Here is a 24,016-nt window from a genome sequence, read left to right on the forward strand (position 1 = left end):
CTTTTTCAACTTCCTTTGCGCTTCGATGAACTGAAGCAACCACTGCCGAAAACTGCGTAACTCTTTGTTTACCAAGGAGTTTTCCGTTTCGACTGMGCCGGAAGTGGGGCGAATTATAGGCCTCCAGAATCTGCCGTCAAGCACTGATTCTGGTTTTGTACAGATATGTGCAAAAACGCTGCTTATATATAGACGCGCCCGCGGTGAGTGCGCAGTATATTGCCCATCACGAAAAAAATGCCCTTACTTCCTATTTTCGGACGATGCCACGTAATGAATGATCAGCCTCGCAGCCTAGCCTCTACTCTGTTCTCGGTTGGGCTGCTGCTCATAGCCATGGCATCGATCCAGTCCGGAGCCTCCCTGGCTAAAAGCATGTTCTCTGTTGTTGGTCCTCAAGGGACGACAACATTACGACTGATTTTTGCCAGCGTGATCATGATGCTGATACTGCGTCCATGGCGGGCAAAATTCACCGCAAGATCCCTGCGCACCGTCATCGTCTACGGGATGGCGCTGGGCGGCATGAACTTCCTCTTCTATATGTCATTGCAAACAGTCCCGCTGGGAATCGCGGTGGCTCTTGAGTTCACCGGCCCATTGGCCGTGGCGATCTACGCCTCACGTCGCGCGATCGACTTCTTGTGGATCGCCCTGGCGGCCGTCGGCTTACTGTTATTGATTCCGACGGGAGAAGCGACCGCAGGAATCGATCTGGTAGGCGCCGGTTATGCCTTGGGGGCAGGTGTCTGCTGGGCGCTGTACATTTTGTTCGGCCAAAAAGCAGGGGCCGACAATGGTGTGCAAACCGCCGCACTGGGGGTAATGATCGCTGCGCTATTCGTGGCCCCTATCGGCATTGTCCATGCTGGTTCCGCCCTGCTGACCCCATCATTGATCCCTGTGGCCCTTGGTGTCGCCATCTTGTCCACTGCCCTCCCCTACACCCTGGAGATGGTCGCGCTGACTCGCATGCCGGCCAGAACCTTCGGCACACTGATGAGTATCGAGCCTGCCTTCGGCGCGTTATCGGGCTTGCTGTTCCTTCATGAATACCTCTCACTGTCGCAGTGGACGGCAATCCTGTGCATCATACTGGCATCCGTCGGCGCAACCATGACCATGAGCAGTGCCGCCAGGCCAGCAGTAGCAGCAGATTGATAGCAGATATGACACGGGTCTGGTATTTGCCGCTCAATTAGGCCATGTTTAGCCCCGCAACCCAGGGTCATACCATGGACAATTCCAGATAGGAATATCGGTACGCTTCAAGTGCAAGCGAATGCAGCCAGACCCGGGCACAAGATCCGGGACGCTTTAAGGACAGTAATGAAACGATTTTTGATGCTGATCGCCGTACTTGCAATTGCGGGCTGCGCAGCGACCTCGGAAACACAGATCAAGCACGGCAAGAAAGGGCTACACATCAACTGTTCCGGACTGTCTTCGTCCTGGGACAAGTGCTACACCAGCGCCGCCAACTCCTGCGCACCCAAGGGATACAAGGTCATTGCCAAGTCGGGAGATGCTGTGGAAGAACCCGGCGATTATCCGTTTGGCCTCAACCCTGCGGGCTATACCAGCCGCAGTATGATTGTCATCTGCAAGTAGGCAGGGCCGTCGCGTCAGGTTCTCGGACTTGCGATCTGACGGCCAATTTCCTCGTAGCTGGACTTCAGCACAGTGCGCTGGATATTCGGGCTAGCCAGCATGCGCGCCACGACCAGCGCGCCAATACATTGCGACAGAATCGCCCACGCCAGGCTGTCGCTTTGCAGAACCCCCGCCCAACTTTCCTGCAGCCGACAAATCCAGTGCTCTGCCTGTTGGCGGACAGTCTCGTCGGAACGGGCAATTTCCGCCCCCAATGCCGGTAATGCACAACCGGTTTCCGGATTCTCGACGTGAGACATGCTCAGGTACTGTTTCAAGCAGCGCTCAAGCTTTTCACGGTCCTGCCCTTCCCCCAGTCGCGCCAGACTTTGACCCAGCTCACGCTCGACAATGGTTGCGAACAACTCGTCTTTCGATGAAAAGTGGCTGTAGAAGGCGCCCCCACTCAAGCCAATCGCTTTCATCAGGCCGTCCACGCCCACCGTTGAAAATCCGGACTTCTTGGCCGATAACGCACTGCTTTCCAGCAGCCTTTGCCTGGTTTCCAGCTTGTGACTGGCCGAATAACGCATTGCCCTTCCCTCAGAGTTGATCATCTTGACGTCAGTCGAATCGTAGCATAACGTTCGTTTAGTTAACGATCGTTTACCAAAAGGGATCTACCCATGAATAACAAGAAGGTCGTACTGGTCGTCGGTGCAGGTGATGCCACGGGCGGCGCCATTGCCAAGCGTTTTGCCCAGGAAGGTTTTGTCGCCTGCGTCACCCGCCGCAGTGCAGACAAGCTCCAGCCACTGGTGGATGCCATCGAGGCCGATGGTGGCGAGGCCCACGGGTTTGCCTGCGATGCACGTAAAGAAGAAGACGTGATCGCGCTGGTCGAGCAAATCGAAAACCAGATCGGCCCCATCGAGGCCTTTGTCTTCAACATTGGCGCCAACGTGCCTTGCAGCATTCTCGAAGAAACCGCCCGCAAGTATTTCAAGATCTGGGAAATGGCCTGTTTTTCCGGTTTTCTCAACGCCCGTGAAGTGGCCAAGCGCATGGCCAAGCGCCAGCGCGGCACGATCCTGTTCACCGGTGCCACCGCAGGCATGCGTGGCGCTGCCGGGTTCGCCGCATTTGCAGGTGCCAAGCACGGCATTCGTGCACTGGCGCAAAGCATGGCCCGGGAGCTCGGGCCGATGAACATTCACGTTGCCCATATCGTCGTCGACGGCGCCATCGATACCGACTTCATCCGTGAAAGCTTCCCCGAAAAATATGCCACCAAGGATCAGGACGGCATCCTCGATCCCGAGCATATCGCCGAAAACTACTGGTACCTGCACAGCCAGCCCCGCGATGCCTGGACCTTCGAGCTGGACCTTCGCCCCTGGAGCGAACGCTGGTAAGCCCTCCCCTACAACAATAAGCAGAGCGCACCGACCATGAGCAAAACCGTGGAATTCCTTTTTGACCTGGGTAGCCCCACCACTTACCTGGCGTATACCCAGCTACCGGCAATCTGTGAGCAAACCGACAGCCAACTGATCTACATTCCGATCCTGCTCGGCGGTGTGTTCAAGGCCACCGGCAACGCCTCCCCGGCGACCATTCCGGCCAAGGGCCGCCACATGATTCAGGACCTCGACCGTTATGCCCGGCGCTATGGCGTGCCACTGAAATTCAATCCGCATTTCCCGATCAACACCCTCATGTTGATGCGCGCCGTGACCGGCATTCAGTTGCACCATCCCGAGCGCTTTGTCGCCTTCATTGACTGCCTGTTCAACGCCCTGTGGGTCGACGGCCGCAACCTCAATGACCCGGCAACCGTGGCGGCGGTGCTGAACGGCAACGGTTTCGATCCCGATGAGGTGCTGGCACTGACCGCCGATGAAACAGTCAAGGCAACACTCAAGGACAATACCGAGAAAGCGGTGCAGCGCGGCGTATTCGGCGTACCGAGCATGTTTGTCGACAACCAGCTGTACTTCGGCCAGGATCGACTGGACTTCGTGCTCGAAGCCTTGAGTTAAATCTCGACCACCAACCGCCCCTTTGCCGTTCCCGAAAAGAGCAGTGCATGGGCGGCTTCTGCGGTCTGCAATGTGAACGAGTGCGGGTCAAGCAACGGCAAGAGCTTACCCGCCTCAATCAACCGCGCCGCCTGGTGCAGAATCTCGCCGTGGTGCTCACGCCCCTTGCCCGTCAGGAGCGGCAGCAAAGTGAAGACACCGGAGTAAGTCGCCCCGCGAAAGGAAAGCGGTGCCAGGCTGTGCTGCCCCCAACCAAGGCAACTGAGCACATGACCGTGATACATCCGCGCCGCCTTGAATGACGCATCCAGCGTTTCCCCCCCTACGGTGTCATAGACAATGTCGAAGCCCTCTCCGGCCGTATGCTCAGCCACATAGTCTTCGACTGAAGACTTGCGGTAATCAATAAACGTCGCGCCGAACCCTTCGATGATCGATCGCTGCACGGCCGAACCCGTGGCGAAAACTACAGCACCAAAAGCGCAGGCGATTTGCACGGCGACATGCCCGACGCCACCGGCACCACCATGAATCAATACCCTCTGCCCGGGTCGAACGCGAGCCCGGTCCACCAGACCTTCCCAAGCGGTGATCAGCACCAGCGGCAATCCGGCAGCCTCGCGCATACTCAAGTTGTGCGGTTTGCGAGCCAACAGCCGTGCATCAACTGCTGCGTATTCGGCCAATGAACCTTGAATACCACCAATGCCGGTGGCCATGGCGTACACCTCATCCCCCGGCAGCCAGCCACTAACGCCCTCCCCCAACGCTTCTACGGTTCCGGCCAGATCCATACCCAATATCGCCGGTAACGATTGACCTGCATGAGCCGCCTGCCCGGAGCGGATTTTGCCATCCAGCGGATTCACACCACTGGCCTTGATCCTGACCAATATCTGCCCCGCCTGGGGCACCGGCCGTGCGATGGAAACCAGGCGTAACGGCGCATTGGCCGAGTCGACCATCAGAGCGCGCATATCCAGTGAGTCAGTCATTTCGCAATGTCCCATCAGAATTGAATGCAGGATCAATCTTGCCTCGACCAACTCATGCTGATAAGACGCTATATAGCTATAGTAACCATGCTGAAAAAGCATCAATGAGGAATCCCGTGGACAAGCTCAATGCAATGGCGATTTTCGTACGGGTGGTCGAGCGGGGCAGCTTTTCCGCCGTTGCCCGGGAGATGCAGACCAGTCAGCCGACCATCAGCAAAGTGCTGCAAGCGCTGGAAACACAACTGGGTGGAAAGCTGATTGCCCGCAGCACCCGCAAGTTATCCCTGACGGATGAAGGTCAGCGGTACTACAACGAATGCCGAATCATCCTCGCCGCCGTGGATGCGGCAGAACATAGCTTCCAGTCCGGTCGGGAAAGGGTCGCCGGACCGTTGAAAATCGGCTCGTCGGTCAGTTTCGGACGATTGCAGATCGCCCCCCGATTGCCGGGCTTTCTCAAACACTACCCTGACGTACAGATAGACCTGCAACTGAGCGATCAAAACCAGGATCTGGTCAGCGAAGGGCTGGACGTCACCTTCCGGATCGGTGCCCTGAACGACAGTGGCCTGATCGCTCGCCATGTTGGCACGACCCACCGGGTGACCGTCGCATCACCTGACTACCTCAGGCAAAACGGCCAACCACAAACACCACAGGAACTGAGCAGGCACAACTGCCTGATGTTCAATCTGTTGAGCAGTCAAAACCTGTGGGTGTACACAAAAGACGCCCAACGTCACGAAGTGCGGATCAAGGGCAATGCGCAGAGCAACAATTCCGAGGCGATCCGCGAACTGGTGCTGGGGGGATTGGGGATTGCGCTGTCACCGGTGTGGCTGTTCAGCGAAGACCTGAAAGCTGGCCGGGTGATCGCGATTTTGCAGGACTACAGCACGCTGTCGCTGCCGATACATGCTGTATCCCCGGCGAATCGTCGCCAATCCGCCAGGGTCAAAGCGTTTGTTGACTACATGAGCCAGGCGCTGGAGACAGCGCCCGAACTGAAAGCAATCAAATAGCCGCGGTACGAGTGTTCAGCCACTCAAGGGCCACCCCCTCGACCAATGGGCTCAGGCGCTCGCGCACTTCGGCGTGATAGGCGTTGAACCACTGCTTTTCCTCGTCCGACAGCAGCGATGCTTCCAGGCAGCGCGTGTCGATCGGGCACATGGTCAGCGTTTCGAACTTCAGGAACTCGCCAAATTCGCTTTTGCCTGCCTCACGGTTCATCGCCAGGTTTTCGATCCGCACCCCCCAACGACCCGGACGATAGGTGCCCGGCTCGATGGACGTGATCATGCCGGGTAACATCGCGGTTTGCGGTGCAGGTGCGGCCTGATAGGCGATGACTTGCGGACCTTCGTGGACGTTCAGGAAGTAACCGACGCCATGCCCGGTGCCGTGACCGTAGTCGACACTTTCCGCCCAGATGGGCGCACGGGCGATTGCATCGAGCAGCGGCGACAGAATGCCTTTCGGGAACTGCGCGCGGGACAAGGCAATCACACCCTTGAGGACGCGGGTGCAATCGCGTTTTTGCTCATCGGTCGGGGTGCCCACCGCAACCATCCGCGTGATGTCGGTGGTGCCGCCCAGGTACTGGCCGCCGGAATCGATCAACAACAGACCGTCCCCTTCGATCACCGCGTGTTCTTCTTCGGTGGCGTGGTAGTGCGGCATCGCGCCATTGGCGTTGAACGCAGCGATGGTATTGAAGCTCAGTGACACATAATCCGGACGACGCTCACGGGCGGCGGTGAGTTTTTCGTCGATGGTCAGTTCGGTGATGCGCTCGCGGCCCAAAGCCGAGTCCAGCCAGGCGAAGAATTCGCACAGCGCTGCGCCGTCCTGTTCCATGGCCTGACGGATGTGTTCAGCATCGGCCAGGCTTTTTTGCGACTTGGCCAGGGTGGTCGGGTTCAGGCCTTCGATCAGTTTCACCCCGCTGTCGAGGTTGTCCAGCAACCCCGCCGTGACCCGCGCCGGGTCGACTTGCAGGCTCGCACCACTCGGCACGGCGCGCAGTGCGGCAGCGACTTCGCTGTAATCGCGCAAGGTCACACCGTCCTGTTCGAGGATTGCGCGCAACTCGGCGCTGACTTTGCTCAAGGCGACAAACAGCGTGGCCTGTTGCTGATTGATCAAGGCGAAAGAAACAAACACCGGGTTGAATGACACGTCGCCGCCACGCAGGTTGAACAGCCAGGCGATGTCATCGAGAGTGGCGATGAAATGCCAGTCGGCACCCCGTGCCTTAAGGGTTTCACGCAGTTTGGCGAGTTTTTCGCCACGGCTGACGGTCGCTTGTGGTGGCACGTGCTGATAGATCGGTTCGTTCGGCAGGCTTGGGCGGTCGCTCCAGACTCCGCTCAACAGATCGAGGTCGGTGCGCAGACGGGCGCCACGCTCTTCAAGTTTACCGCCCAGGGTCCGTGCCGAAGCCACGGCCATCACCGCACCATCGACGGCGACAACGCCACCCTCGGGGGTTTGCTCGGCCAGCCATTCCAGTGGCCCGGGTTGCCCCGGTTGCAGCTTGACCAGATCAATGCCGCTGCCCTTGAGTTCCTTGGTCGCCTGCTCCCAATACCGGCTGTCGGCCCAAACGCCGGCAAAATCCGGGGTCACGATCAGGGTGCCGACCGAACCATGGAAACCCGACAACCACTGGCGTCCTTGCCAGTAACCCGGCAGGTACTCGGACAGGTGCGGGTCGGCCGACGGCACCAGCAAGGCGTGAATGCCCTCCCGGCTCATCAGTTCGCGGGTTTGCGCCAGGCGCTGGGGCACCGATCCATTGATCGAAAGCTGCGTATTCATCGTGTCTCCTGCTAACCACTTCATCATTATTGTTGAGTACCGATCAACGTCGGCACTTCGTCGCCCTATTGCCAGAATGCCGGAGCACTGGCGCAGGCTGCCTTGATCAGTTGAACCGCCTGGTCGATATCCCGCTCGGTGGTGAAACGCCCGAGGCTCAAGCGGATGGTGCGACTGGCCGAGCGGGCATCAAGCCCCAGGGCCAGCAGTACATGGGATGGGGTATTGCTGGCGGAATTGCAGGCCGAGGTCGCGGAAAACGCGATCGAGGACAGCAACGCTGCCGGGTTGAACTCGCCTTCGCTGAAGGTCAGGCTCAGGGTATGGGGAATGCGCCGGGTCGGGCTGCCATTGAGCCGTACACCGGGAATGCTCAACAGTTGCTCGAGCAAGCGTTCACGCAAACGCACGATGCTGGCTTTCTCTTCATCGAACACAGCCGCCGCCAGTGCGAAGGCCGAGCCCATGGCCGCGATCTGATGGGTCGCCAGGGTGCCGGAACGCAAACCGCCCTCATGCCCACCGCCATGGATCTGCGCCTGCAAACGCTGTTGTGCACGCGGACCGACGTACAACGCACCGATGCCTTTGGGGCCGTACAGTTTATGTGCGGAAAAAGACATCAGGTCCACCGGCCACTGCGCGAGGTCGATCGCCACTTTGCCCGCGCCCTGCGCGGCGTCGACATGGAATAACGCCCCGCGATCACGTACGACCTGACCGATGGCGGGAATGTCGTTGAGGGTGCCCAGTTCGTTGTTGACCAGCATCAGCGAGACCAGGAAGGTGTCCTCGCGCATGGCTTCGCTGACCGCTTGCGCGGTGATCAGGCCATCGGCGTCCGGCACCAGATAAGTTACCGCTACACCGACATCCTGCAGTTGCCTGGCGGTATCGAGAATGGCCTTGTGTTCGATCTGGCTGGTGATGATATGACCACCGCCAGTGCCGCGGCCCTGGGCTACGCCTTTGAGCGCGAGGTTGTTGGATTCGGTGGCGCCTGAGGTCCAGACGATCTGTTCAGGTGTCGCGCCGACCAGTTCGGCGACCTGGCGTCGCGCCTGTTCCACCGATTGCCGGGCCTGCTGGCCGAATGCGTGGGAGCTGGAAGCCGGGTTGCCGAAATTGCCGGTAAAGCCCAGACACTCGACCATCACCTTGATGACCCGCTCATCCACCGGCGTAGTGGCGGCGTAGTCGAAATACAACGGACGTTTATTCATAAAAGACTCGCAGAGCGTGTTCCGGGGTCAGGAAGCTCGTGACTGCAAACGGCAAAGCGCAGCCTTGTGAGCTGCGCGCGGTTTCCAGGACGTTACCAATACCTGATCGGATGCCGTTAAAGAAGAACTACTTCATTTAATAGTGCGTAGGAACGCTCCTGAAAAGTCAGCTTAACAGGCATCGGGCAACCGGTTGAAGCAATGCGTCAGCTAATGCTTTCGAGCAACAGTGGATACAGCGAACCCACGAGCAGCGCGGCCATGCCCCAATTGAACAGGCGCAGCCAGCGGCGGTCCTTCAGAACGTTGCGCAACAGCGTGCCGCAAGCGGCCCAGACACCGACGCTCGGCAGGTTGATGATCGCAAAGACGGCCGCTATCACGATCACATTAGTGAAGTAACCCTGCATCGGCGTGTAGGTGCTGATGGCGCCAATGGCCATGATCCAGGCCTTGGGATTGACCCACTGGAATGCGGCGGCGCCCAAATAGCTGATCGGTTTCGCCTCGCCCTGCTGGCTCTCCGACATTGGTCCGGAATGGGCGATTTTCCAGGCCAGATACAGCAAATACGCCGCCCCCACATAGCGCAGCACGGTGTAGAGCAAAGGGTAAGTCTGGAACACCGCGCCAAGGCCAAAACCGACCGCCACCACCAGTACGAAGAAGCCACAGGTGATGCCGAGCATGTGCGGAATCGTGCGGTTGAATCCGAAGTTCACCCCGGATGCCAGCAACATGGTGTTGTTCGGGCCGGGCGTGATCGAGGTAACGAGGGCAAACAGGGCGAAGCCCAGCAGCAGATCGAGTGAGAGCGTCATGGGTGGCAGTCCGTCAGGGTCGGTCAGGTGTTGACCCTATCGCACACCTTGGGCGAAACCCATGGACAGTTACGCGAAACTTGGAGCAGTACAGTTTTGTCTCAGCTCGGACGACCGTGCAGCTGTACAGATCGCCCGGCGTTCATTTCACCCTGGTTGTCGAAGCCGAACGCCTTCTGCGGCTGGCCGAGCAGTTCGGCTTTTTTCGCATGGTATTCGTCGAAGGACAAACCGCGGCGGTTCAGCGCCTCCAATGCCAGTTCCTTGCTTTCTTCAGCCGTGTAAGGGCGAAGCTCAGGGGAAACATGGCTGGCACATCCGGCGAGTACGGTGACGGCGAGCATCAGCAAAGTGGCAATCATCGGTTTCATTTTGGCGTCCTGGCGACTGGGTTCGAGGCAATGAACACAGGCTACCCGCGCCTCCCGGGCAGCAGAAATCAACGCTTTCAATAGTGGCTATCAAGAAATGGCGATCATTGTCGATGTGCCGGGAGAGCGCGGGCCGGGAGCGCACTGGCTGGAGCCGGTTTGATGGCACTTGTGTGGCGCTGCTGCTCGTCGGGCGCTCGGTGAGGCGAAAGAGGCTGACCTATATTTATTCGGCCGAGTAACGGCGCAGGCACTGTCTATCTATTCGCAGAACAGGAACAGGGAGATCCATCATGAGCGTCAAACCCATTCCAGAGGGGTATCACAGCATCACCCCCTACCTGGCCATCAACAAAGCTGCCGAAGCCATCGCTTTCTACAAAAAAGCCTTCGGCGCCATTGAAGTCATGCGCCTGGCCATGCCCGATGGCGGTGTCGGTCACGCCGAACTGCGCATCGGCGATTGCCCGATCATGCTGGGCACACCGTGCGATCAAGGGCCGCTGAGCAACCCGGACAATTCGCCGTCCGTGGGTCTGCATTTGTACGTGACGGATGTCGACAAGTCCTACAAACAAGCCATCGATGCCGGCGCAACCGTTGTATCCGAGGTCAAGGATCAGTTTTACGGCGACCGTACAGGCACCTTGAAAGATCCTTACGGACACCTGTGGTTCCTGGCCACGCGCAAGGAAGACCTGACCCAGGAACAGATAGAGCAACGGGCGAAGGAGATGTTCAGTCAGGGTTGAGACCTTCGTTACCCTCTCGGTCCTCATCGCGAGCAGGCTCGCTCCCACAGTGGGTCCCCGATCTTACGCGGGACTTGTGATCTCTGAAGGCCCCTGTGGGAGCGGGCTTGTTCCGCTCGCTCTGCCTCTCTGCCTCTCGCGAAACATTTTCTTTCATTTCCCCTTTCGGGATTTCCCCTGCTCATCCGTCCTACCTAGATGCAGTCCTTTCGCGTAGGCAAAAGCCACGACTGGACCTTTACGGCACTCAGCCCTGCGAAGCCCGCAGCCGAGCGGCCACTCATCCAGGCAAGACCTCCAACATGTCAAAGAAGTCCGGTTCAAAAATCTGGTTCCTGGTCCATAGCTGGCTGGCGCTGCCGATCTGGTTTTTCGTACTGATTGTGTGTGTGACCGGCACCCTGGCCGTCATCRGCCAGGAAATCGTCTGGCTGGTCAACCCGCCAATGCGTGCCACCCAACCCTCGGACGATGCCCCGCTGCTCAGCTATCAGCAGGTCATCGAGGCCATCAACAAGGCCGAACCGCAGACTGTGGTACAGAGCATCAGCCGTCCCGACGAATCGCACTTTGCCCTGGATGTCGAAGTCAGCTACCCCGACGGGCGCTCGGTGGTGATTTATGTCAATCCGTACAGCGGCGTGATCCAGGGTGTCGCGCCGGAGTTCAACTTCCGCGCCTTCACCCGCGCCTTGCACGCTTGGTGGCTGGTACCGTTCACCAACGGTTACAGCTGGGGCTGGTACCTGGTGTCGTTTCTCGGTCTGCCGCTGCTGGCTTCGCTGGTCACGGGGCTTGTGGTCTACAAACGTTTCTGGAAAGGTTTTTTCCACCCGACCTTGCGTATTCGCCACGGCGCGCGAATTTTCTGGGGCGACTTTCACCGCTTGAGCGGCATCTGGTCGATCTGGTTCATCGCGGTGATTTCCATCACCGGCACCTGGTTCCTGATCCAGGCCTTGCTGTCCGATAACCAGATTTCCATTTCCACGGAAAAGATCATCCCGGCGATGTCCCGCGAAGCGGTACCGCTGTCGCCCGATGGGTCGCCCCCGCCGCGTATTGACCTTGACCGCGCGATTGAAATCGCCACGCAGGAGATCTCCGGTCTGGAGGCCAGTTTCGTCAGCCTGCCGGGCAATGCCTACAGCCATCTGGATGTCGGTGGACGCGGTTGGTATCCATTGATGTTTCAGACCGCCACCCTCAACCCGTACAACGGCGAAATCGCCGCCACGCGCTTGATCTCGGACCGCTCGGCCCTGGAGTTCGTCACCGAGTCCATGCGCCCGCTGCACACCGGAGATTTCGGCGGACTGTGGATCAAACTGATCTGGGCATTCTTCGGCCTGCTGCTGAGCATGATGGTGCTCAGCGGTCTGCTGATCTGGACCAAACGCACGGCACTGGCCACGGCCAATGCCTTCAAACGCAGCCACAAGAAACAGCGCGGCTCCGCGGCGCAACCGGCCACGAACAACGAAGCGTCGGAGGCCAACCTGTGAGCAAAGTCACTGCGGCCTCGCAACCCTCGCGCCTGAGCGTGTTCTGGCACAAATGGCGCTTTCACCTGAATGTCCTGTTGCTGCTGATTCCACTGGGTTTCATGCCCAAGTATTTCGCCGACGAAGCATTGATGCGTGGCGACAGCGGCCTGGGCGAACGCGAGGTCGGCGAAGTCCGGGTCGGCCCCTGGAGCCTGCGCCTGGCGGAATTGCGCAACTCAGCCCCGCTGCTCGAAGGACCGGCCGGTTACATGAAAGGCTTCAACGCCGCGCTGTGCGATGCCTGTATCGGACAGGTCAAGGCCACTTACCTGCGTATTGGCAAACCCCGCAGCCTGCGCGCCGCCGGGGTGATTTTCTTCGGTACGCCGTACCGCATGGGCGCTTCACTGCCCGTCCCGGAAAAAACCACGGCCGGCGCTGAACTGTGGATCACCATGGAAGGCTGGGACGGCACCTTGCATCAGGCATTCGTTCCGTTGAGTCAGGCATCCCCCGCCACCATCGCCTGGCTGAACAAACAAGGAGGCAAACCATGATCAACCCTCTTCGCCCGCTCAACGCTGTGTTGCTGGTGCTCTGCGCCGGCTTCAGCACCAGCGCCCTGGCCCACAATCCGATGTGCGAATGCAAGGCCATCGACGCCGAACAGATCCAGTGCACCGGCGGTTTTTCCGACGGCAGCGGCGCTCCGGGCGTGACCCTCGATGTGATCGGCTACGACGAAACCATTCTGGTGCCGGGCAAGCTCGGGCCTGATTCGACCCTGACCTTCAAGAAACCCGGCGCCGAGTTCTATGTGCTGTTCGATGCCGGCCCCGGCCACGTGGTGGAAATTGACCAGACGGACATCGAAGCGCCATGAGCACTCCAACGACCCAAGTCGTGTGCCCGGCCGGGGCCGGCCACGAAACCCTCTACATTCTGTTGCTGTGTCTGGTGATTCTCGYGGTCGCAGGGACTGTGGTGCTCTGGCGCGGTGAAACCCATGAGGTGAGCAGCGTCAGCAGCCATCAACTGGATGCCCGCCGCGACCTCAGTGCTGCCGAGCAAGGCATCTACGCCGATTTGCGTGTGACGCTGGACGAGATCCATTTGCTGCGCCAGGAACAGCAAACGCTGCCGACTCCCGAGGCCCTCGCCGAGGAAGGTTTTGCCCCGTTTGCCCAGGATGCCAGTGCCGTCAGCCGTGGCGGTCACGCCTGGCATCTGCTCGAAACCAAGGCCTACTTCGGCCAGAGCCAGAAGCCGACAGTCGCCGGTTCGTTTCTGCTGCACATGAGCGCAACCGACGATGCCGCACCGGACATCTGGCTCAACCGCGACAACAGGCTCACGGCTCCGGCCGACCTCAGCGACGCAGCGCTCGAAAGCGCCGGTTGGCAGCAGATCGTCGCGCAATTCGATGCCGGCGTGACCCGYCAGTACCGGCACTGAACCCTCACCCGAGAGAAGACCGTTTTCCCATGCCTATTTCATCTCAACGTTCTTTCCTGCGACTGCTGCTGGCGGGCCTGCTGGCTTGCCTGCTGCCATCACTGGCCAGCGCCGACGAAACCAAGCACCTGCGCATCGGCATCACCCTGCACCCTTATTACAGCTATGTGGCGAACATCGTCGGCGACAAGGCTGACGTGGTGCCGCTGATTCCGGCCGGTTTCAACCCGCATGCCTATGAACCCCGCGCCGAAGACATCAAGCGCATCAGCGGGCTGGACGTGATCGTGCTCAACGGTGTCGGCCATGATGATTTCGCCGACCGCATGATCGCCGCCAGCGAAACCCCAAATGTCCCGGTGATCGAAGCCAACGAAAACGTGCCGCTGCTGGCCGCCACCGGTGTTGCCGCGCGCGGCGCGGGCAAAGTGGTGAACCCGCACACCTTCCTGTCGATCAGCGCCTCGATTGCCCAGGTCAACAACATCGCCCGGGAGCTGGGCAAGCTCGACCCGGCCAATGCCAAAACCTATACCGAAAACGCCCGCGCCTACGGTAAGCGCCTGCGCAAAATGCGCGCCGACGCCCTGGCCAAACTGACCCAGGCACCGAATGCCGAACTGCGTGTGGCGACGGTGCATGCGGCCTACGACTACCTGCTGCGCGAATTCGGCCTGGAGGTGACGGCCGTGGTCGAACCGGCCCATGGCATCGAACCGAGCCCGAGCCAGTTGAAAAAGACCATCGACCAACTGCGTGAGCTGGACGTGAAGGTGATCTTCTCGGAGATGGATTTCCCGTCCACTTACGTCGACACCATCCAGCGCGAATCCGGCGTGAAGCTGTATCCGCTGTCGCACATCTCCTACGGCGAATACGCCGCCGACAAGTATGAAAAGGAAATGACCGGCAACCTCGACACCGTGGTGCGGGCGATTCAGGAGTCGGGCGCATGACATCGAAAGAAACGCTCACCACCCCAAGCGCCGAATACCCTGTGGGAGCGGCGGTGCGACGATTCGACTTGCTCGCGAAGGCGCCCAGTCAGTCAACATCATCGTTGAATGACACACCGCAATCGCGAGCAGGCTCGCTCCCACAGGTTTCGGGACCGACCCTGGATTTTTCCGACGTCAGCCTGACCCTCGGGCGCACGACGATCCTCAACAAGGTGACCTTTCAGGTCCGCCCCGGCAGCGTGCACGCACTGGTCGGCCCCAACGGCGGCGGCAAGAGTTCGYTGATCAAGACCCTGCTCGGGCAAATGCCCCACCAGGGCCGCTTGAGCCTGCAATGGCCCGCCGGACCGGGGACCATTGGCTATGTGCCACAGGCCCTGGAGTTCGACCGGGGCTTGCCGATGACTGTCGACGATTTCATGGCCGCCATGTGCCAGCGCCGCCCGGCATTTCTCGGTTTGAGCAAACACTACGCGGCGGCGATTGGGGAGGCACTGGAACGGGTCGGCATGCAGGACAAACGCAAGCGACGCATGGGCGCGCTGTCCGGCGGTGAGCGCCAACGGGTGTTGCTGGCACAGGGGCTGATCCCGCCTCCGCAACTGCTGGTGCTCGACGAACCGATGTCAGCCCTCGATGAGGCCGGCATTCAGGTGTTCGAGCGCTTGCTCGGCGACTGGCGAGCAGCGGGCATCACCGTGCTGTGGATCGAGCACGACCTGGAAGCGGTCGGGCGCCTGGCCGATCACGTCACCGGACTCAATCGCCGGGTGCAGTTTGACGCCACGCCACAACAGGCTCTGACACCGGAGCGTCTGTTGACGCTGTTCTCGACCCACCCACGGAGCCTTGCCTGATGAGTTACGAAGCTTTTCGCCTGATGGTCCAGGGTTGGGCATCGTCGGGTTATCTGCCCGAGGCGCTGGCCTATGGGTTTGTGGTCAACGCCCTGCTCGCCGGCCTGCTGATCGGCCCGGTGCTGGGTGGTCTGGGCACGCTGGTGGTGGTCAAGCGCTTCGCGTTTTTCTCCGAGGCGGTCGGTCATGCTGCGCTGACCGGCGTGGCCATCGGCATTCTGCTCGGCGAACCCTATACCGGCCCCTACGGCAGCCTGTTCGGCTACTGCCTGCTGTTCGGCATCCTGCTCAATTACCTGCGCAACCGCACCGGTCTGGCGCCGGACACCTTGATCGGCGTGTTCCTCTCGGTGTCGCTCGCCCTGGGGGCGAGCCTGCTGCTGATTCTGGCGGGCAAGATCAACGTGCACATTCTGGAAAACGTACTGTTCGGCTCGGTGCTGACGGTCAACGGCAATGACCTGCTGGTGCTGGCCATCGTTGGCTCGCTGGTCATGGCCCTGGCTTTGCCGCTGTACAATCGCATCATGCTCGCCAGCTTCAATCCGCAACTGGCGGCGGTGCGCGGGGTGGCGGTGAAAGCCCTGGATTACCTGTTCGTGATTCTGGTGACGCTGATCACCGTCGCCGCCGTGAAAGTCATCGGCGCGATTCTGGTGGGTGCCCTGCTGGTGATTCCGGCCGCCGCGGCACGCCTGCTCAGTCAATCGCTGAAGGGCTTTTTCTGGTGTTCGGTGTTGATCGCCACCGTCAGCACGCTATGCGGGATTCTCGCACCGATTGTCTTCGACCTGCCGATCCCGTCCGGCGCCGCCATCATCCTCATGGCCGGTATCGCCTTCGCCCTGGCCGCCATCGCGCGCGGCGTTGTCCCCAGCCTGAAAGGGAACCTTGGATAAATGATTTTTTCACTGCGTCAACTGACCCTGGCCGTTGCCCTGTGTGGACTGGCGACAACGAGCATTGCCGCCGACAACGGCAAACCGCTGCGTGTGCTGGCCTCCTTGCCGATTACGTATGGGCTGGGTGAAGTGTTGCTCAAGGGCACCGATGTCAGCCTCGAACGTGCAGCCCCGGCCAACCTGCCCGGCAGCCGCCAGACCGCCTACTTCACTGGCCGTGGCGCCCCGGCGCTGGCCAGACTGGCGGACGATGCCGATGCGGTGATCGGCCTGCGCTCACTGTGGCCGGATGACCCGCTGTACCCGATCGCGCGCCGCAGCAATATCCGTATCGTCGAAGTCGACGCCGCCCGCCCGGTAGACGGTGCCCTGCCCGGCATTGCCGTGCAACCCGGCAACAAGGTCGACGGGCTGAACAGTCAGCCGTGGTTTTCCAGCAATAACATGGGGCGGATGGCCGACGTGATGGCGGCGGATCTGGTGCGCCTGGCCCCCGAGGCCAAGCCGACAATCGACGCCAACCTGGCAGCGCTCAAGCAGCGCTTGCTCAAACTCAGCGCCGCCAGCGAGGCGCGCCTGGCCAACGCGGATAACCTCAGTGTGATGAGCCTGAGCGATCACTTTGGCTACCTGATCGGCAGTCTCAATCTGGAATTGATCGGCCAGGACGCACGCCCCGAGGCCGAGTGGACACCCGAAGCGCTCAGGCAGTTGGCCACAACACTCAAGGACAATGACGTGGCGGTGGTGCTGCATCATCGGCAGCCGTCGGATGCACTGAAAGCGGTGATTGCCGAGTCGGGTAGCCGGTGGGTGGTGTTGAGTACCGATGCCGAGGATCCGGTGGCTGAACTGGAAGGGAATGTGGACTTGTTGATCAAGGGGCTTGGCGGGGCGTGACCTCAGTTGGGCCGCGTTATCGTTCTTCGCGAGCAAGCCTGCTCCCACATTTGGAATGCGGTCACCTGTGGGAGCGGGCTTGCTCGCGATGGACTCAAGAACACCGCGTGCATTCAGAAAGCACGCGTTATCGTTATCGAACATCGCGAGCAAGCTCGCTCCTACAGGGGGGGTATGGTGTTTTTCAGGCCGGTTGCAGTGGCATCGTCAGCTCGACCCGCAAGCCGTCCGGCCGGCTATCGAAATGCAACGTGCAACCGCAACGCTGAACGATGGCCTGGACAATCGCCAGGCCCAGACCACAACCGGTGCTCTGGCCGTTGCGCCAGAAGCGCTGGGTCAGGTTTTGCAGATCTTCTTCGGCAATCCCCGGCCCATGGTCGCGCACCACGAACTGCACACGATTGCCGGTGGTTTCCAGGCTCAACTCCACCGCTTTGTCGGCGGGGGTATGACGCAGAGCGTTGTCGAGCAAGTTGCGCAGCGCGGCAATCGACAGCACGGCGGGCATTTGTACCGGCGCAGCGGAGACCTTGCCCGGAGCCTGAAACCTGATGCGCTGACGATCGCCGCTCGCCGCGTCCTGGATCGCCAGTTTCGCCACTTGTTCGGCGTTGCATTGCACACCGTCGTCGAACGACAGACTGCCCTCGACGCGCGCCAGCAACAACAATTGTTCGAGGGTCCGGTGCATGCGGTCCGCCCCCTCTTCGGCCCGGGCCAGGGACTGGTCCCGGGCGTTGCCGTCCGTCATCCGCGCCACTTGCAAGTGGGTCTTGATCGCGGTCAGCGGGCTGCGCAGTTCGTGGGCCGCGTCTCCGGTCAGGCGACGTTCGCGCTCGATGGTCTTGCCGATGCGCTGGAGCAACTGGTTCTGGGTTTCCAGCAAGGGTTGCAGCTCGCTGGGCAGCGGTTGGATCTGCAAGGGCTCGAGGGAGTCGGCACTGCGGCGCATCAAGGCGTCGCGCATGCGGTTGAGCGGCGCCAGCCCCTGGCCGATACCCAGCCAGAGCAGGCACAGGCAGCCGAGCAACGCCACGCCCACCGGCACCGAAGCAGCCAGCAGGATCGACATGTTCAACGCCTCACGTTCGATCTGCCGGTCGGCGGTGGTGATGCGCAGATCGCCCCGGGCCAATGTGAAGCTGCGCCACGGCGCGCCGTCGATCATCTGATCGTGAAAACCGAGTTTCTCGGCCTCCAGGGTCTGCTGCGGCTCGGTGTGACTGCGGGCGAGGATTTCACCGCGCAACGAGCTGACCTGACACGCCATGCCGCCCGGAATGTTCAATTGTTCGGCGCTGAAGTGGGTGCCCTCGCCTTTGCTCGGCACGGGCGGCAGTTGCTCCATCAGGCCGGCGACCATGCGCGCCGACGCCACCAGGCGCTGGTCGAGGGAAAACATCATTTGATTGCGCAAATCGCTGAGCATCCAGGCCGCGGCCAGGGCCCAGATCAACGCAAAGGCGGCGCCGAGCGTCAGGCTCAGGCGCAAACGCAGACTCATCACTTCGATTCTTCTCCGCCATCAGCCGGCCCCAGGCGATAACCCAGGCCGCGCACGGTCTCGACAATGCCGTTGCCGAGCTTGCGCCGCAGGTGATGGATATGGACGTTGAGGGCGTTGCTTTCCAGCTCGTCGTTGAAACCGTAGACGCTGTCCTTGAGCTGCTCGGTAGACAGCACCCGGCCACGATTATGCAGCAAGGCTTGCAGCAATGACTGCTCGCGACGCGACAGGTCCACCGGCTGCCCCGCGAGTGTGGTTTCGCGGCTGCTCGGGTCGTAGGTCAGGGCTCCGTGTTCGATCAGGTTGACGCTGCGGCCCGCTACCCGTCGCAACAGCGTATGCAAGCGTGCAGCCAGTTCACGCAAGTCGAATGGTTTGAGCAGATAGTCGTCGGCACCGGCTTGCAGGCCATCGACGCGGTCGGTGACCGAATCACGCGCGGTGAGGATCAAAACCGGCAATTCCAGGCCTTGATGGCGCAACTGCTGCAGCAGCTTGAGGCCGTCTTCGTCCGGCAGCCCGAGGTCGAGCACCATGACATCAAACTCCGCCACCCTGAGCATTGCCCGGGCGGCGGACGCCGTGGCGACGTGTTCCACGGTCAGGCCCTGGGCGGTCAGGCCGGCGACGATGCCGCTGGCGATCAGCTCATCGTCTTCGCAAACCAGTACGTGCATGGTGAAACCTTCGCAAATATGACGATTGAATACACCGTCGATTAAGCCCGGATTATGCCCGCGACCCGGAGGGTAATGATGGTGCACCCGGATTGATTGAATGCAATACATATGTACCGCATCCATCCCCCCCCATCTCAATAGTCTGTGTCGGGTAGCACTCAAATTCAATTCAACACCGGTACCCACTATGTACACCTACGAAACTGCGCTCAAGACACTTTTCAATCTGCGTGACAGCCTGGTCATGCACACCACGCAAATAACCGAACTGCAAACACACGCCACGACGAAGGGGTTGGCATTGTACAACCTGGGTGAATTCACCCAGTCGCAAACCTATCTGACTATCGGCGCGACGGCTGGCAATCGGGATGCGCAATACGCCTTGGGCGAAGTCTTCAGAGGCCGGGCAAACGGCCTGACCGATGACGCCAAAAAGTGGTATGGACTGGCCGCAGCGCAAAATCACGTGTATGCCCTGATGCGGCTGGGCGACGATGACTCACGGGAAAAGGCCAGGGAGCTGGCTCAGGCAGAGGCGGATAAAGGCAATGCCGACGCCATGCTTGAGCTGTACGAACTGGACCAGAACATTGCAACGCTGAAAAAAGCGGCCGATGCCGGATCGATGGAGGCCCAGTACATTCTCGCGATCAAGTATGACGCTGACAAAAATCTCATTACCGATAGCATCGAACGGGAAGCGGCCATTGACGCATTGCTGAAAAAAGCCGCCGAGGGCGGTCTTTCGAAGGCGATAACCTGGTACGCCAATCGTCCCCCCATCAATCGGGATCTGCCTGTCAGGCGTCAATGGCTGGAAAAACGTATACAGCTCAATGATGTCCATGCGTTGCTGAACTATGGCCGTGCCGTCGGGGGCTTTTACACATACGATGACGGGACTGATGAGTATGGATTCACGGAAGATCTGGTCAAAAGTTACGGTATGTTCTGGCTGATCACCGAAACCACCCGGGAGTTGTCCGTGCATACTTCGGCCGCGCAGGACCTCCAGACCATTGCAAAAGACATGACAGCCGCTCAGATCGACGCGGCGAAAGTCTTTGCCCGGCAATGGGAGGCTGATCATCCGCCAATGTCCGAGTACAGGCTGACCTATAGCTCGGCCAGGTGATCGGGCCAGGTCAACGACAACTCATTGCATCTGTCACAGCAAACGCTCGACTTCACTGCGTTAACACCCGGTTAATCGATGGCCATCATCGTGAACGGATTATGTAAACCTCCAGGTGTTGTCGATGCGTTACTTCGTTTTTTTGCTACTGGCATTGATTGCCAGCCTGGGTCAGGCCCAGGCTGGCAACAATCCATTTGAAACCAAACCCGACTTTCTTCCAGTCGACAAAGCCTTCGCCTTTACTTCCGAACGCCTGGAGTCCGGTGAGACTCAACTGTTTTGGCAAATTACCGACGGCTATTACCTGTATCAAAAACGCTTGAAGTTCGACGGATTGCCTGTCGCGCAGCACCCCGCATTGCCCCAAGGCGAAGATCACAGCGATGAGTTCTTCGGTCAGCAACAAGTCTATCGCCAGGCCCTGGAACTGAAGATTCCAGCCGGGGCCGGTGGTCAGGTGAAAGTCAGTTACCAAGGTTGCGCCGATGCGGGTTTGTGTTATCCACCGCAAACCAGAATCGTCGATCTGGGCGATGCCCGTGTGGCGAACACGGCCACTGAAGCACCGGACCAGGCGCTGGCCAGCAGCCTGCAACAACGGGCGTTGGGCTGGAGCCTTTTGCTGTTCTTCGGCCTGGGCCTGTTGCTGGCCTTCACGCCTTGTTCATTGCCGATGCTGCCGATTCTGGCCGGATTGATCGTCGGCAGTGGTGCCACGCCCAAGCGTGGTTTCGCCCTGGCCAGCAGTTACGTGGTCAGCATGGCGCTGGTCTATGCGGTGATGGGTGTCCTGGCTGCATCCCTCGGGGCGAACCTGCAAGCCTGGTTGCAGAACCCTTGGCTGCTGGGGAGTTTCGCGGCGATTTTCGTGCTGCTGGCACTGCCGATGTTCGGCTACTTCGAACTGCAACTGCCGGTAGCCTTGCGCGATCGCCTGGAAAACGTCTCGCGCAATCAACGCGGCGGCAGTCTGATCGGTGCCGGGGTGCTGGGAGCGCTGTCCGGTCTGCTGGTCGGCCCGTGCATGACCGCACCGCTGGCCGGCGCCCTGCTCTACATCGCGCAAAGCGGTAACGCGCTGCATGGCGGATTGATTCTGTTCACCATGGGCATCGGCATCGGTGTGCCGCTGCTGTTGCTGGTGACCGTCGGCAATCGCTTCATGCCCAAGCCTGGCGCGTGGATGAACCTGGTCAAGGGCATTTTCGGCTTCCTGTTCCTCGCCACCGCATTATTGATGCTGCGCCCGGTGCTGGACGAATCCCTGTGGGTCGGCTTGTGCGGTGCACTGCTGTTGATCGCGGCCTACAGCGCCTGGAAACAGTCGGAAGGTTTCGGCCGCGTCGCGCACCTGTTTGGCGCCAGTTCGTTGTTGTTCGGTTTGTGGGGTGGCCTGTTGGTGATCGGGGCGGCCGGTGGCAGTGATGATCCGTTCAATCCATTGCAGGTCTACCGCGCCTCGAACCAGGCTGTAGCCGCCGTACCGGTTGGCCACGATGCCTTCACCACCATCAAGGATCCGCAGGCACTGCAACGGGAACTCGACGCCGCGCAGGCTCAGGGCCAGTGGGTGCTGCTGGACTACTACGCCGACTGGTGCGTGTCGTGCAAGGTCATGGAAAAGCAGGTGTTCGGCAAAGCCCGTGTCCTCGAAGCCCTGAGCGATGTGCGCTTGCTCCGACTGGACGTGACCGCCGACAATGCCGCCAGCAGCGAACTGCTCGGCCGTTACAAAGTGCCAGGGCCACCGAGCCTGCTGTGGATTGGCGCTGACGGTGAAGAGCGTCGCAATCAGCGCATCACCGGCGAGGTCGATGCCGATACTTTCCTGCAACGCTGGACCACCACCCGAGACGCCCGTTAATGCTGACCTTCACCCTCGGCACCTTTGCCATCGCGCTCAATCACCTGCTGTTGATCAGTGCACTGGCGCTGGCCACTTTTATTGGCTGGCGGGTGGCCAGGCGAGGAGGAGATAACCCCGAGTCGGTACTGTTCAGCCTGTTTCTGATGGGCATGCTCGCGGCCCGGATCAGCTTCGTGGCGGTCTATTGGGCGCACTATCGCAACGATCCGTGGCAGGTCATCGACCTGCGCGATGGCGGTTTCCTTGCCTGGCCGGGGGTGATTGTCGTTTTGCTCGCCACGCTGTATCGCGGCTGGCGTCGCCCGGGCCTGCGCCGTCCATTGGGTTTTGGCGTGGCCAGTGGCCTGGCGTTCTGGTTGTTGGCGACGTTCTCCCTGTCGATTTATGAACAAGGCACACGCCTGCCGGAAATCACCCTGAAAAACGCCGCCGGAGAAGTCGTGCAACTGGCCGACTACAAGGGGGGCCCGTTGGTGATCAATCTCTGGGCCACCTGGTGCCCGCCATGTCGCCGGGAAATGCCGGTGCTGGAAAACGCCCAGCAACACCGGCCGGACCTGACGTTCCTGTTCGTCAATCAGGCGGAAAGCATGCAAAGCGTCGCGACCTTTCTGGAAACCCAGGGCCTGAGCCTGACCAACGTGCTGTTCGACGGCGGCGGGCGTCTGAGCCAGGCCGTCGGCTCCATGGCATTGCCGACTACGCTGTTCTATAGCCCCGAAGGTCGCCTTCTGGGCAGTCATCTGGGCGAGCTGTCGGAAGCCAGTCTGGCCCGCGCGCTGGAAAACTTCGACACCGTACCCGTCACCTCTTCAAGGAAACTGCCATGCCCCGCCTCCGCCACCTGCTGACCCTGAGCCTCGGTGCTGCCCTGTTGCACCTGCCGTCGGTACAGGCCGAAGAGTTGCCCGATGCCATCAAGAAAATCGAGGCCAAGGGCGCGAAAATCGTCGGTCAGTTCGACGCTCCCGACGGCTTGCGTGGTTATGCCGCGCAATACCAGAACCGCGGCATGGCGCTGTACCTGACTCCGGGTGGCAAACACGTGTTGCTGGGCAACTTGTATGACGCTGAAGGCAATGACCTGAGCAGCGCGCCATTGCAGAAACTGGTGTACGCACCGATGGCCAAGGAAGTCTGGGCCAAGTTCGAAACCAGCAACTGGATCGGCGACGGCAAAAAGGATGCGCCGCGCGTGGTGTACCTGTTCAGTGACCCGAACTGCCCGTACTGCAATATGTTCTGGGAACAGGCCCGGCCGTGGGTCAAGGCTGGCAAGGTGCAGTTGCGTCACATCATGGTGGGCATCATCCGCGAAGACAGCCCGGGGAAATCCGCCGCACTGCTTGCGGCCAAAGACCCGGAAAAAGCCCTGCAGGATCACGAAGCCGCTGGCAAGGACAGCTCGCTCAAGGCCCTGAAGGAAGTGCCGCCAGCGATTCAGGCAAAATTCGCGGCCAACATGCAATTGATGGAAGAACTGGAGCTGCAAGCGACACCGGCGATTTTCTACATGGACGACAAGGGCAATCTGCAACAGCAGCAAGGCGCGCCTTCGCCGGACAAGCTGGCGAAGATTCTCGGGCCGAAGTAGTCATCAGGCATATACTTGAGACTAACAAAAGGCAATAAAGC

General features: G+C 60.3%; 26 protein-coding genes. 18 read left to right on the plus strand and 8 right to left on the minus strand.

The genetic code is table 11. The annotated features are described in order from the left end of the window. Positions 1-273 precede the first annotated feature (273 nt). Positions 274-1,161, plus strand: coding sequence for a threonine/homoserine exporter RhtA (gene rhtA / locus AB4Z35_RS20245; protein WP_442098963.1), 888 nt, complete (start codon positions 274-276; stop codon positions 1,159-1,161). A 168-nt stretch (positions 1,162-1,329) separates the two neighbouring features. Beyond that, a complete protein-coding gene (locus AB4Z35_RS20250; RefSeq protein WP_007993936.1) occupies positions 1,330-1,611 on the plus strand; it encodes a hypothetical protein in 282 nt (93 codons plus the stop codon). A gap of 14 nt (positions 1,612-1,625) precedes the next feature. Here the strand turns inward: AB4Z35_RS20250 and AB4Z35_RS20255 are convergent, their stop codons facing one another. After that, a complete protein-coding gene (locus AB4Z35_RS20255) occupies positions 1,626-2,186 on the minus strand; it encodes a TetR/AcrR family transcriptional regulator (protein WP_007993937.1) in 561 nt (186 codons plus the stop codon). Between the two features lie 93 nt (positions 2,187-2,279). Between AB4Z35_RS20255 and AB4Z35_RS20260 the strand changes: the two genes are divergently transcribed. Together AB4Z35_RS20260 and AB4Z35_RS20265 are read left to right on the plus strand one after the other, a co-directional pair. Next, positions 2,280-3,008, plus strand: a complete 729-nt coding sequence (locus AB4Z35_RS20260; RefSeq protein WP_442098965.1) for an SDR family oxidoreductase — start codon at positions 2,280-2,282, stop codon at positions 3,006-3,008. 36 nt (positions 3,009-3,044) lie between these two features. Continuing rightward, on the plus strand, positions 3,045-3,635 hold the full coding sequence (locus AB4Z35_RS20265) for a 2-hydroxychromene-2-carboxylate isomerase (protein WP_442098967.1): 591 nt from the start codon (positions 3,045-3,047) through the stop codon (positions 3,633-3,635). On the opposite strand, the gene AB4Z35_RS20270 is transcribed toward AB4Z35_RS20265, so the two are convergent. Continuing rightward, on the minus strand, positions 3,632-4,630 hold the full coding sequence (locus tag AB4Z35_RS20270; RefSeq protein WP_442099047.1) for a zinc-dependent alcohol dehydrogenase family protein: 999 nt from the start codon (positions 4,628-4,630) through the stop codon (positions 3,632-3,634). The two genes, AB4Z35_RS20265 and AB4Z35_RS20270, sit on opposite strands and share 4 nt — an antisense overlap. A 104-nt stretch (positions 4,631-4,734) precedes the next feature. Between AB4Z35_RS20270 and AB4Z35_RS20275 the strand changes: the two genes are divergently transcribed. Then, positions 4,735-5,655 (plus strand): LysR family transcriptional regulator, encoded by a 921-nt coding sequence (locus AB4Z35_RS20275; protein WP_442098969.1) that lies wholly within the window; start codon positions 4,735-4,737, stop codon positions 5,653-5,655. Here AB4Z35_RS20275 and AB4Z35_RS20280 read toward each other — a convergent pair. The 4 genes from AB4Z35_RS20280 to AB4Z35_RS20295 all read right to left on the minus strand — a co-directional run bounded on the left by AB4Z35_RS20280 (position 5,648) and on the right by AB4Z35_RS20295 (position 9,871). Then, positions 5,648-7,456 carry an aminopeptidase P family protein gene (locus tag AB4Z35_RS20280; RefSeq protein ID WP_442098971.1) on the minus strand — a complete coding sequence of 603 codons (1,809 nt, stop codon included), beginning with the start codon at positions 7,454-7,456 and terminating at the stop codon, positions 5,648-5,650. The genes AB4Z35_RS20275 and AB4Z35_RS20280 overlap by 8 nt on opposite strands. Positions 7,457-7,521: 65 nt before the next feature. Further along, on the minus strand, positions 7,522-8,679 hold the full coding sequence (locus AB4Z35_RS20285) for a cysteine desulfurase family protein (RefSeq protein ID WP_442098973.1): 1,158 nt from the start codon (positions 8,677-8,679) through the stop codon (positions 7,522-7,524). Between the two features lie 206 nt (positions 8,680-8,885). Further along, the gene (locus AB4Z35_RS20290; protein ID WP_442098975.1) at positions 8,886-9,500 is read right to left on the minus strand and encodes a LysE family translocator; all 615 of its coding nucleotides are present in this window, start codon (positions 9,498-9,500) and stop codon (positions 8,886-8,888) included. Positions 9,501-9,601: 101 nt separating this feature from the next. Further along, positions 9,602-9,871: a hypothetical protein gene (locus tag AB4Z35_RS20295; RefSeq protein ID WP_442098977.1), complete on the minus strand. Its 270-nt coding sequence runs from the start codon at positions 9,869-9,871 to the stop codon at positions 9,602-9,604. 293 nt (positions 9,872-10,164) lie between these two features. Here AB4Z35_RS20295 and AB4Z35_RS20300 point away from each other — a divergent pair, with 293 nt between their 5' ends. The 9 genes from AB4Z35_RS20300 (at position 10,165) to AB4Z35_RS20340 (ending at position 17,183) form a co-directional block, all read left to right on the plus strand. Further along, on the plus strand, positions 10,165-10,623 hold the full coding sequence (locus AB4Z35_RS20300) for a VOC family protein (RefSeq protein ID WP_442098979.1): 459 nt from the start codon (positions 10,165-10,167) through the stop codon (positions 10,621-10,623). Positions 10,624-10,925: 302 nt separating this feature from the next. After that, positions 10,926-12,128 carry a PepSY-associated TM helix domain-containing protein gene (locus AB4Z35_RS20305; protein WP_442098981.1) on the plus strand — a complete coding sequence of 401 codons (1,203 nt, stop codon included), beginning with the start codon at positions 10,926-10,928 and terminating at the stop codon, positions 12,126-12,128. After that, positions 12,125-12,667 carry a thiamine pyrophosphate-binding protein gene (locus AB4Z35_RS20310; protein WP_442098983.1) on the plus strand — a complete coding sequence of 181 codons (543 nt, stop codon included), beginning with the start codon at positions 12,125-12,127 and terminating at the stop codon, positions 12,665-12,667. The genes AB4Z35_RS20305 and AB4Z35_RS20310 overlap by 4 nt, the downstream gene beginning before the upstream one ends. Then, positions 12,664-12,993 (plus strand): hypothetical protein, encoded by a 330-nt coding sequence (locus tag AB4Z35_RS20315; protein WP_442098984.1) that lies wholly within the window; start codon positions 12,664-12,666, stop codon positions 12,991-12,993. Before AB4Z35_RS20310 ends, AB4Z35_RS20315 begins: the two co-directional genes overlap by 4 nt. Continuing rightward, on the plus strand, positions 12,990-13,565 hold the full coding sequence (locus AB4Z35_RS20320) for a DUF6162 family protein (protein ID WP_442098986.1): 576 nt from the start codon (positions 12,990-12,992) through the stop codon (positions 13,563-13,565). The genes AB4Z35_RS20315 and AB4Z35_RS20320 overlap by 4 nt, the downstream gene beginning before the upstream one ends. A 29-nt stretch (positions 13,566-13,594) precedes the next feature. Then, positions 13,595-14,521 carry a metal ABC transporter substrate-binding protein gene (locus AB4Z35_RS20325; RefSeq protein WP_442098988.1) on the plus strand — a complete coding sequence of 309 codons (927 nt, stop codon included), beginning with the start codon at positions 13,595-13,597 and terminating at the stop codon, positions 14,519-14,521. Continuing rightward, positions 14,518-15,381, plus strand: coding sequence for a metal ABC transporter ATP-binding protein (locus AB4Z35_RS20330; RefSeq protein WP_442098989.1), 864 nt, complete (start codon positions 14,518-14,520; stop codon positions 15,379-15,381). The genes AB4Z35_RS20325 and AB4Z35_RS20330 overlap by 4 nt, the downstream gene beginning before the upstream one ends. Then, positions 15,381-16,280, plus strand: coding sequence for a metal ABC transporter permease (locus AB4Z35_RS20335; protein WP_442098991.1), 900 nt, complete (start codon positions 15,381-15,383; stop codon positions 16,278-16,280). The genes AB4Z35_RS20330 and AB4Z35_RS20335 overlap by 1 nt, the downstream gene beginning before the upstream one ends. After that, the gene (locus AB4Z35_RS20340; RefSeq protein WP_442098993.1) at positions 16,281-17,183 is read left to right on the plus strand and encodes a metal ABC transporter substrate-binding protein; all 903 of its coding nucleotides are present in this window, start codon (positions 16,281-16,283) and stop codon (positions 17,181-17,183) included. Between the two features lie 184 nt (positions 17,184-17,367). Here AB4Z35_RS20340 and AB4Z35_RS20345 read toward each other — a convergent pair whose 3' ends face one another. Beyond that, the gene (locus AB4Z35_RS20345) at positions 17,368-18,693 is read right to left on the minus strand and encodes an ATP-binding protein (protein WP_442098995.1); all 1,326 of its coding nucleotides are present in this window, start codon (positions 18,691-18,693) and stop codon (positions 17,368-17,370) included. After that, positions 18,690-19,370: a response regulator gene (locus AB4Z35_RS20350; protein ID WP_095968102.1), complete on the minus strand. Its 681-nt coding sequence runs from the start codon at positions 19,368-19,370 to the stop codon at positions 18,690-18,692. The genes AB4Z35_RS20345 and AB4Z35_RS20350 overlap by 4 nt, the downstream gene beginning before the upstream one ends. 190 nt (positions 19,371-19,560) lie before the next feature. Between AB4Z35_RS20350 and AB4Z35_RS20355 the strand changes: the two genes are divergently transcribed. The 4 genes from AB4Z35_RS20355 (at position 19,561) to dsbG (ending at position 23,975) form a co-directional block, all read left to right on the plus strand. Next, positions 19,561-20,511 (plus strand): tetratricopeptide repeat protein, encoded by a 951-nt coding sequence (locus AB4Z35_RS20355; protein ID WP_442098997.1) that lies wholly within the window; start codon positions 19,561-19,563, stop codon positions 20,509-20,511. 124 nt (positions 20,512-20,635) lie between these two features. Next, entirely contained in the window at positions 20,636-22,378 is a 1,743-nt protein-coding gene (dsbD, locus tag AB4Z35_RS20360; protein ID WP_442098999.1) for a protein-disulfide reductase DsbD, read from the plus strand. Beyond that, entirely contained in the window at positions 22,378-23,232 is an 855-nt protein-coding gene (locus AB4Z35_RS20365; protein WP_442099001.1) for a prolipoprotein diacylglyceryl transferase family protein, read from the plus strand. Before dsbD ends, AB4Z35_RS20365 begins: the two co-directional genes overlap by 1 nt. Next, complete coding sequence (gene dsbG, locus AB4Z35_RS20370) at positions 23,208-23,975, plus strand: thiol:disulfide interchange protein DsbG (protein ID WP_442099003.1); 768 nt, start codon at positions 23,208-23,210, stop codon at positions 23,973-23,975. Before AB4Z35_RS20365 ends, dsbG begins: the two co-directional genes overlap by 25 nt. Positions 23,976-24,016: the final 41 nt, after the last annotated feature.

It is taken from the genome of Pseudomonas sp. KB_15 (assembly GCF_052114525.1).
In the GTDB taxonomy this organism is placed as follows: domain Bacteria; phylum Pseudomonadota; class Gammaproteobacteria; order Pseudomonadales; family Pseudomonadaceae; genus Aquipseudomonas.

Bases quoted from the DNA above. Each gene is read 5' to 3' on its own strand.
- dsbG (WP_442099003.1), top strand. From the start codon at position 23,208: ATGCCCCGCCTCCGCCACCTGCTGACCCTGAGCCTCGGTGCTGCCCTG.
- AB4Z35_RS20280 (WP_442098971.1), bottom strand. From the start codon at position 7,456: ATGAATACGCAGCTTTCGATCAATGGATCGGTGCCCCAGCGCCTGGCG.
- AB4Z35_RS20335 (WP_442098991.1), top strand. From the start codon at position 15,381: ATGAGTTACGAAGCTTTTCGCCTGATGGTCCAGGGTTGGGCATCGTCG.
- rhtA (WP_442098963.1), top strand. From the start codon at position 274: ATGAATGATCAGCCTCGCAGCCTAGCCTCTACTCTGTTCTCGGTTGGG.
- AB4Z35_RS20355 (WP_442098997.1), top strand. From the start codon at position 19,561: ATGTACACCTACGAAACTGCGCTCAAGACACTTTTCAATCTGCGTGAC.
- AB4Z35_RS20365 (WP_442099001.1), top strand. From the start codon at position 22,378: ATGCTGACCTTCACCCTCGGCACCTTTGCCATCGCGCTCAATCACCTG.
- AB4Z35_RS20325 (WP_442098988.1), top strand. From the start codon at position 13,595: ATGCCTATTTCATCTCAACGTTCTTTCCTGCGACTGCTGCTGGCGGGC.
- AB4Z35_RS20265 (WP_442098967.1), top strand. From the start codon at position 3,045: ATGAGCAAAACCGTGGAATTCCTTTTTGACCTGGGTAGCCCCACCACT.
- AB4Z35_RS20295 (WP_442098977.1), bottom strand. From the start codon at position 9,871: ATGAAACCGATGATTGCCACTTTGCTGATGCTCGCCGTCACCGTACTC.
- AB4Z35_RS20270 (WP_442099047.1), bottom strand. From the start codon at position 4,630: ATGACTGACTCACTGGATATGCGCGCTCTGATGGTCGACTCGGCCAAT.
- AB4Z35_RS20285 (WP_442098973.1), bottom strand. From the start codon at position 8,679: ATGAATAAACGTCCGTTGTATTTCGACTACGCCGCCACTACGCCGGTG.
- AB4Z35_RS20250 (WP_007993936.1), top strand. From the start codon at position 1,330: ATGAAACGATTTTTGATGCTGATCGCCGTACTTGCAATTGCGGGCTGC.
- dsbD (WP_442098999.1), top strand. From the start codon at position 20,636: ATGCGTTACTTCGTTTTTTTGCTACTGGCATTGATTGCCAGCCTGGGT.
- AB4Z35_RS20275 (WP_442098969.1), top strand. From the start codon at position 4,735: ATGAGGAATCCCGTGGACAAGCTCAATGCAATGGCGATTTTCGTACGG.
- AB4Z35_RS20260 (WP_442098965.1), top strand. From the start codon at position 2,280: ATGAATAACAAGAAGGTCGTACTGGTCGTCGGTGCAGGTGATGCCACG.
- AB4Z35_RS20340 (WP_442098993.1), top strand. From the start codon at position 16,281: ATGATTTTTTCACTGCGTCAACTGACCCTGGCCGTTGCCCTGTGTGGA.
- AB4Z35_RS20315 (WP_442098984.1), top strand. From the start codon at position 12,664: ATGATCAACCCTCTTCGCCCGCTCAACGCTGTGTTGCTGGTGCTCTGC.
- AB4Z35_RS20300 (WP_442098979.1), top strand. From the start codon at position 10,165: ATGAGCGTCAAACCCATTCCAGAGGGGTATCACAGCATCACCCCCTAC.
- AB4Z35_RS20350 (WP_095968102.1), bottom strand. From the start codon at position 19,370: ATGCACGTACTGGTTTGCGAAGACGATGAGCTGATCGCCAGCGGCATC.
- AB4Z35_RS20255 (WP_007993937.1), bottom strand. From the start codon at position 2,186: ATGCGTTATTCGGCCAGTCACAAGCTGGAAACCAGGCAAAGGCTGCTG.
- AB4Z35_RS20290 (WP_442098975.1), bottom strand. From the start codon at position 9,500: ATGACGCTCTCACTCGATCTGCTGCTGGGCTTCGCCCTGTTTGCCCTC.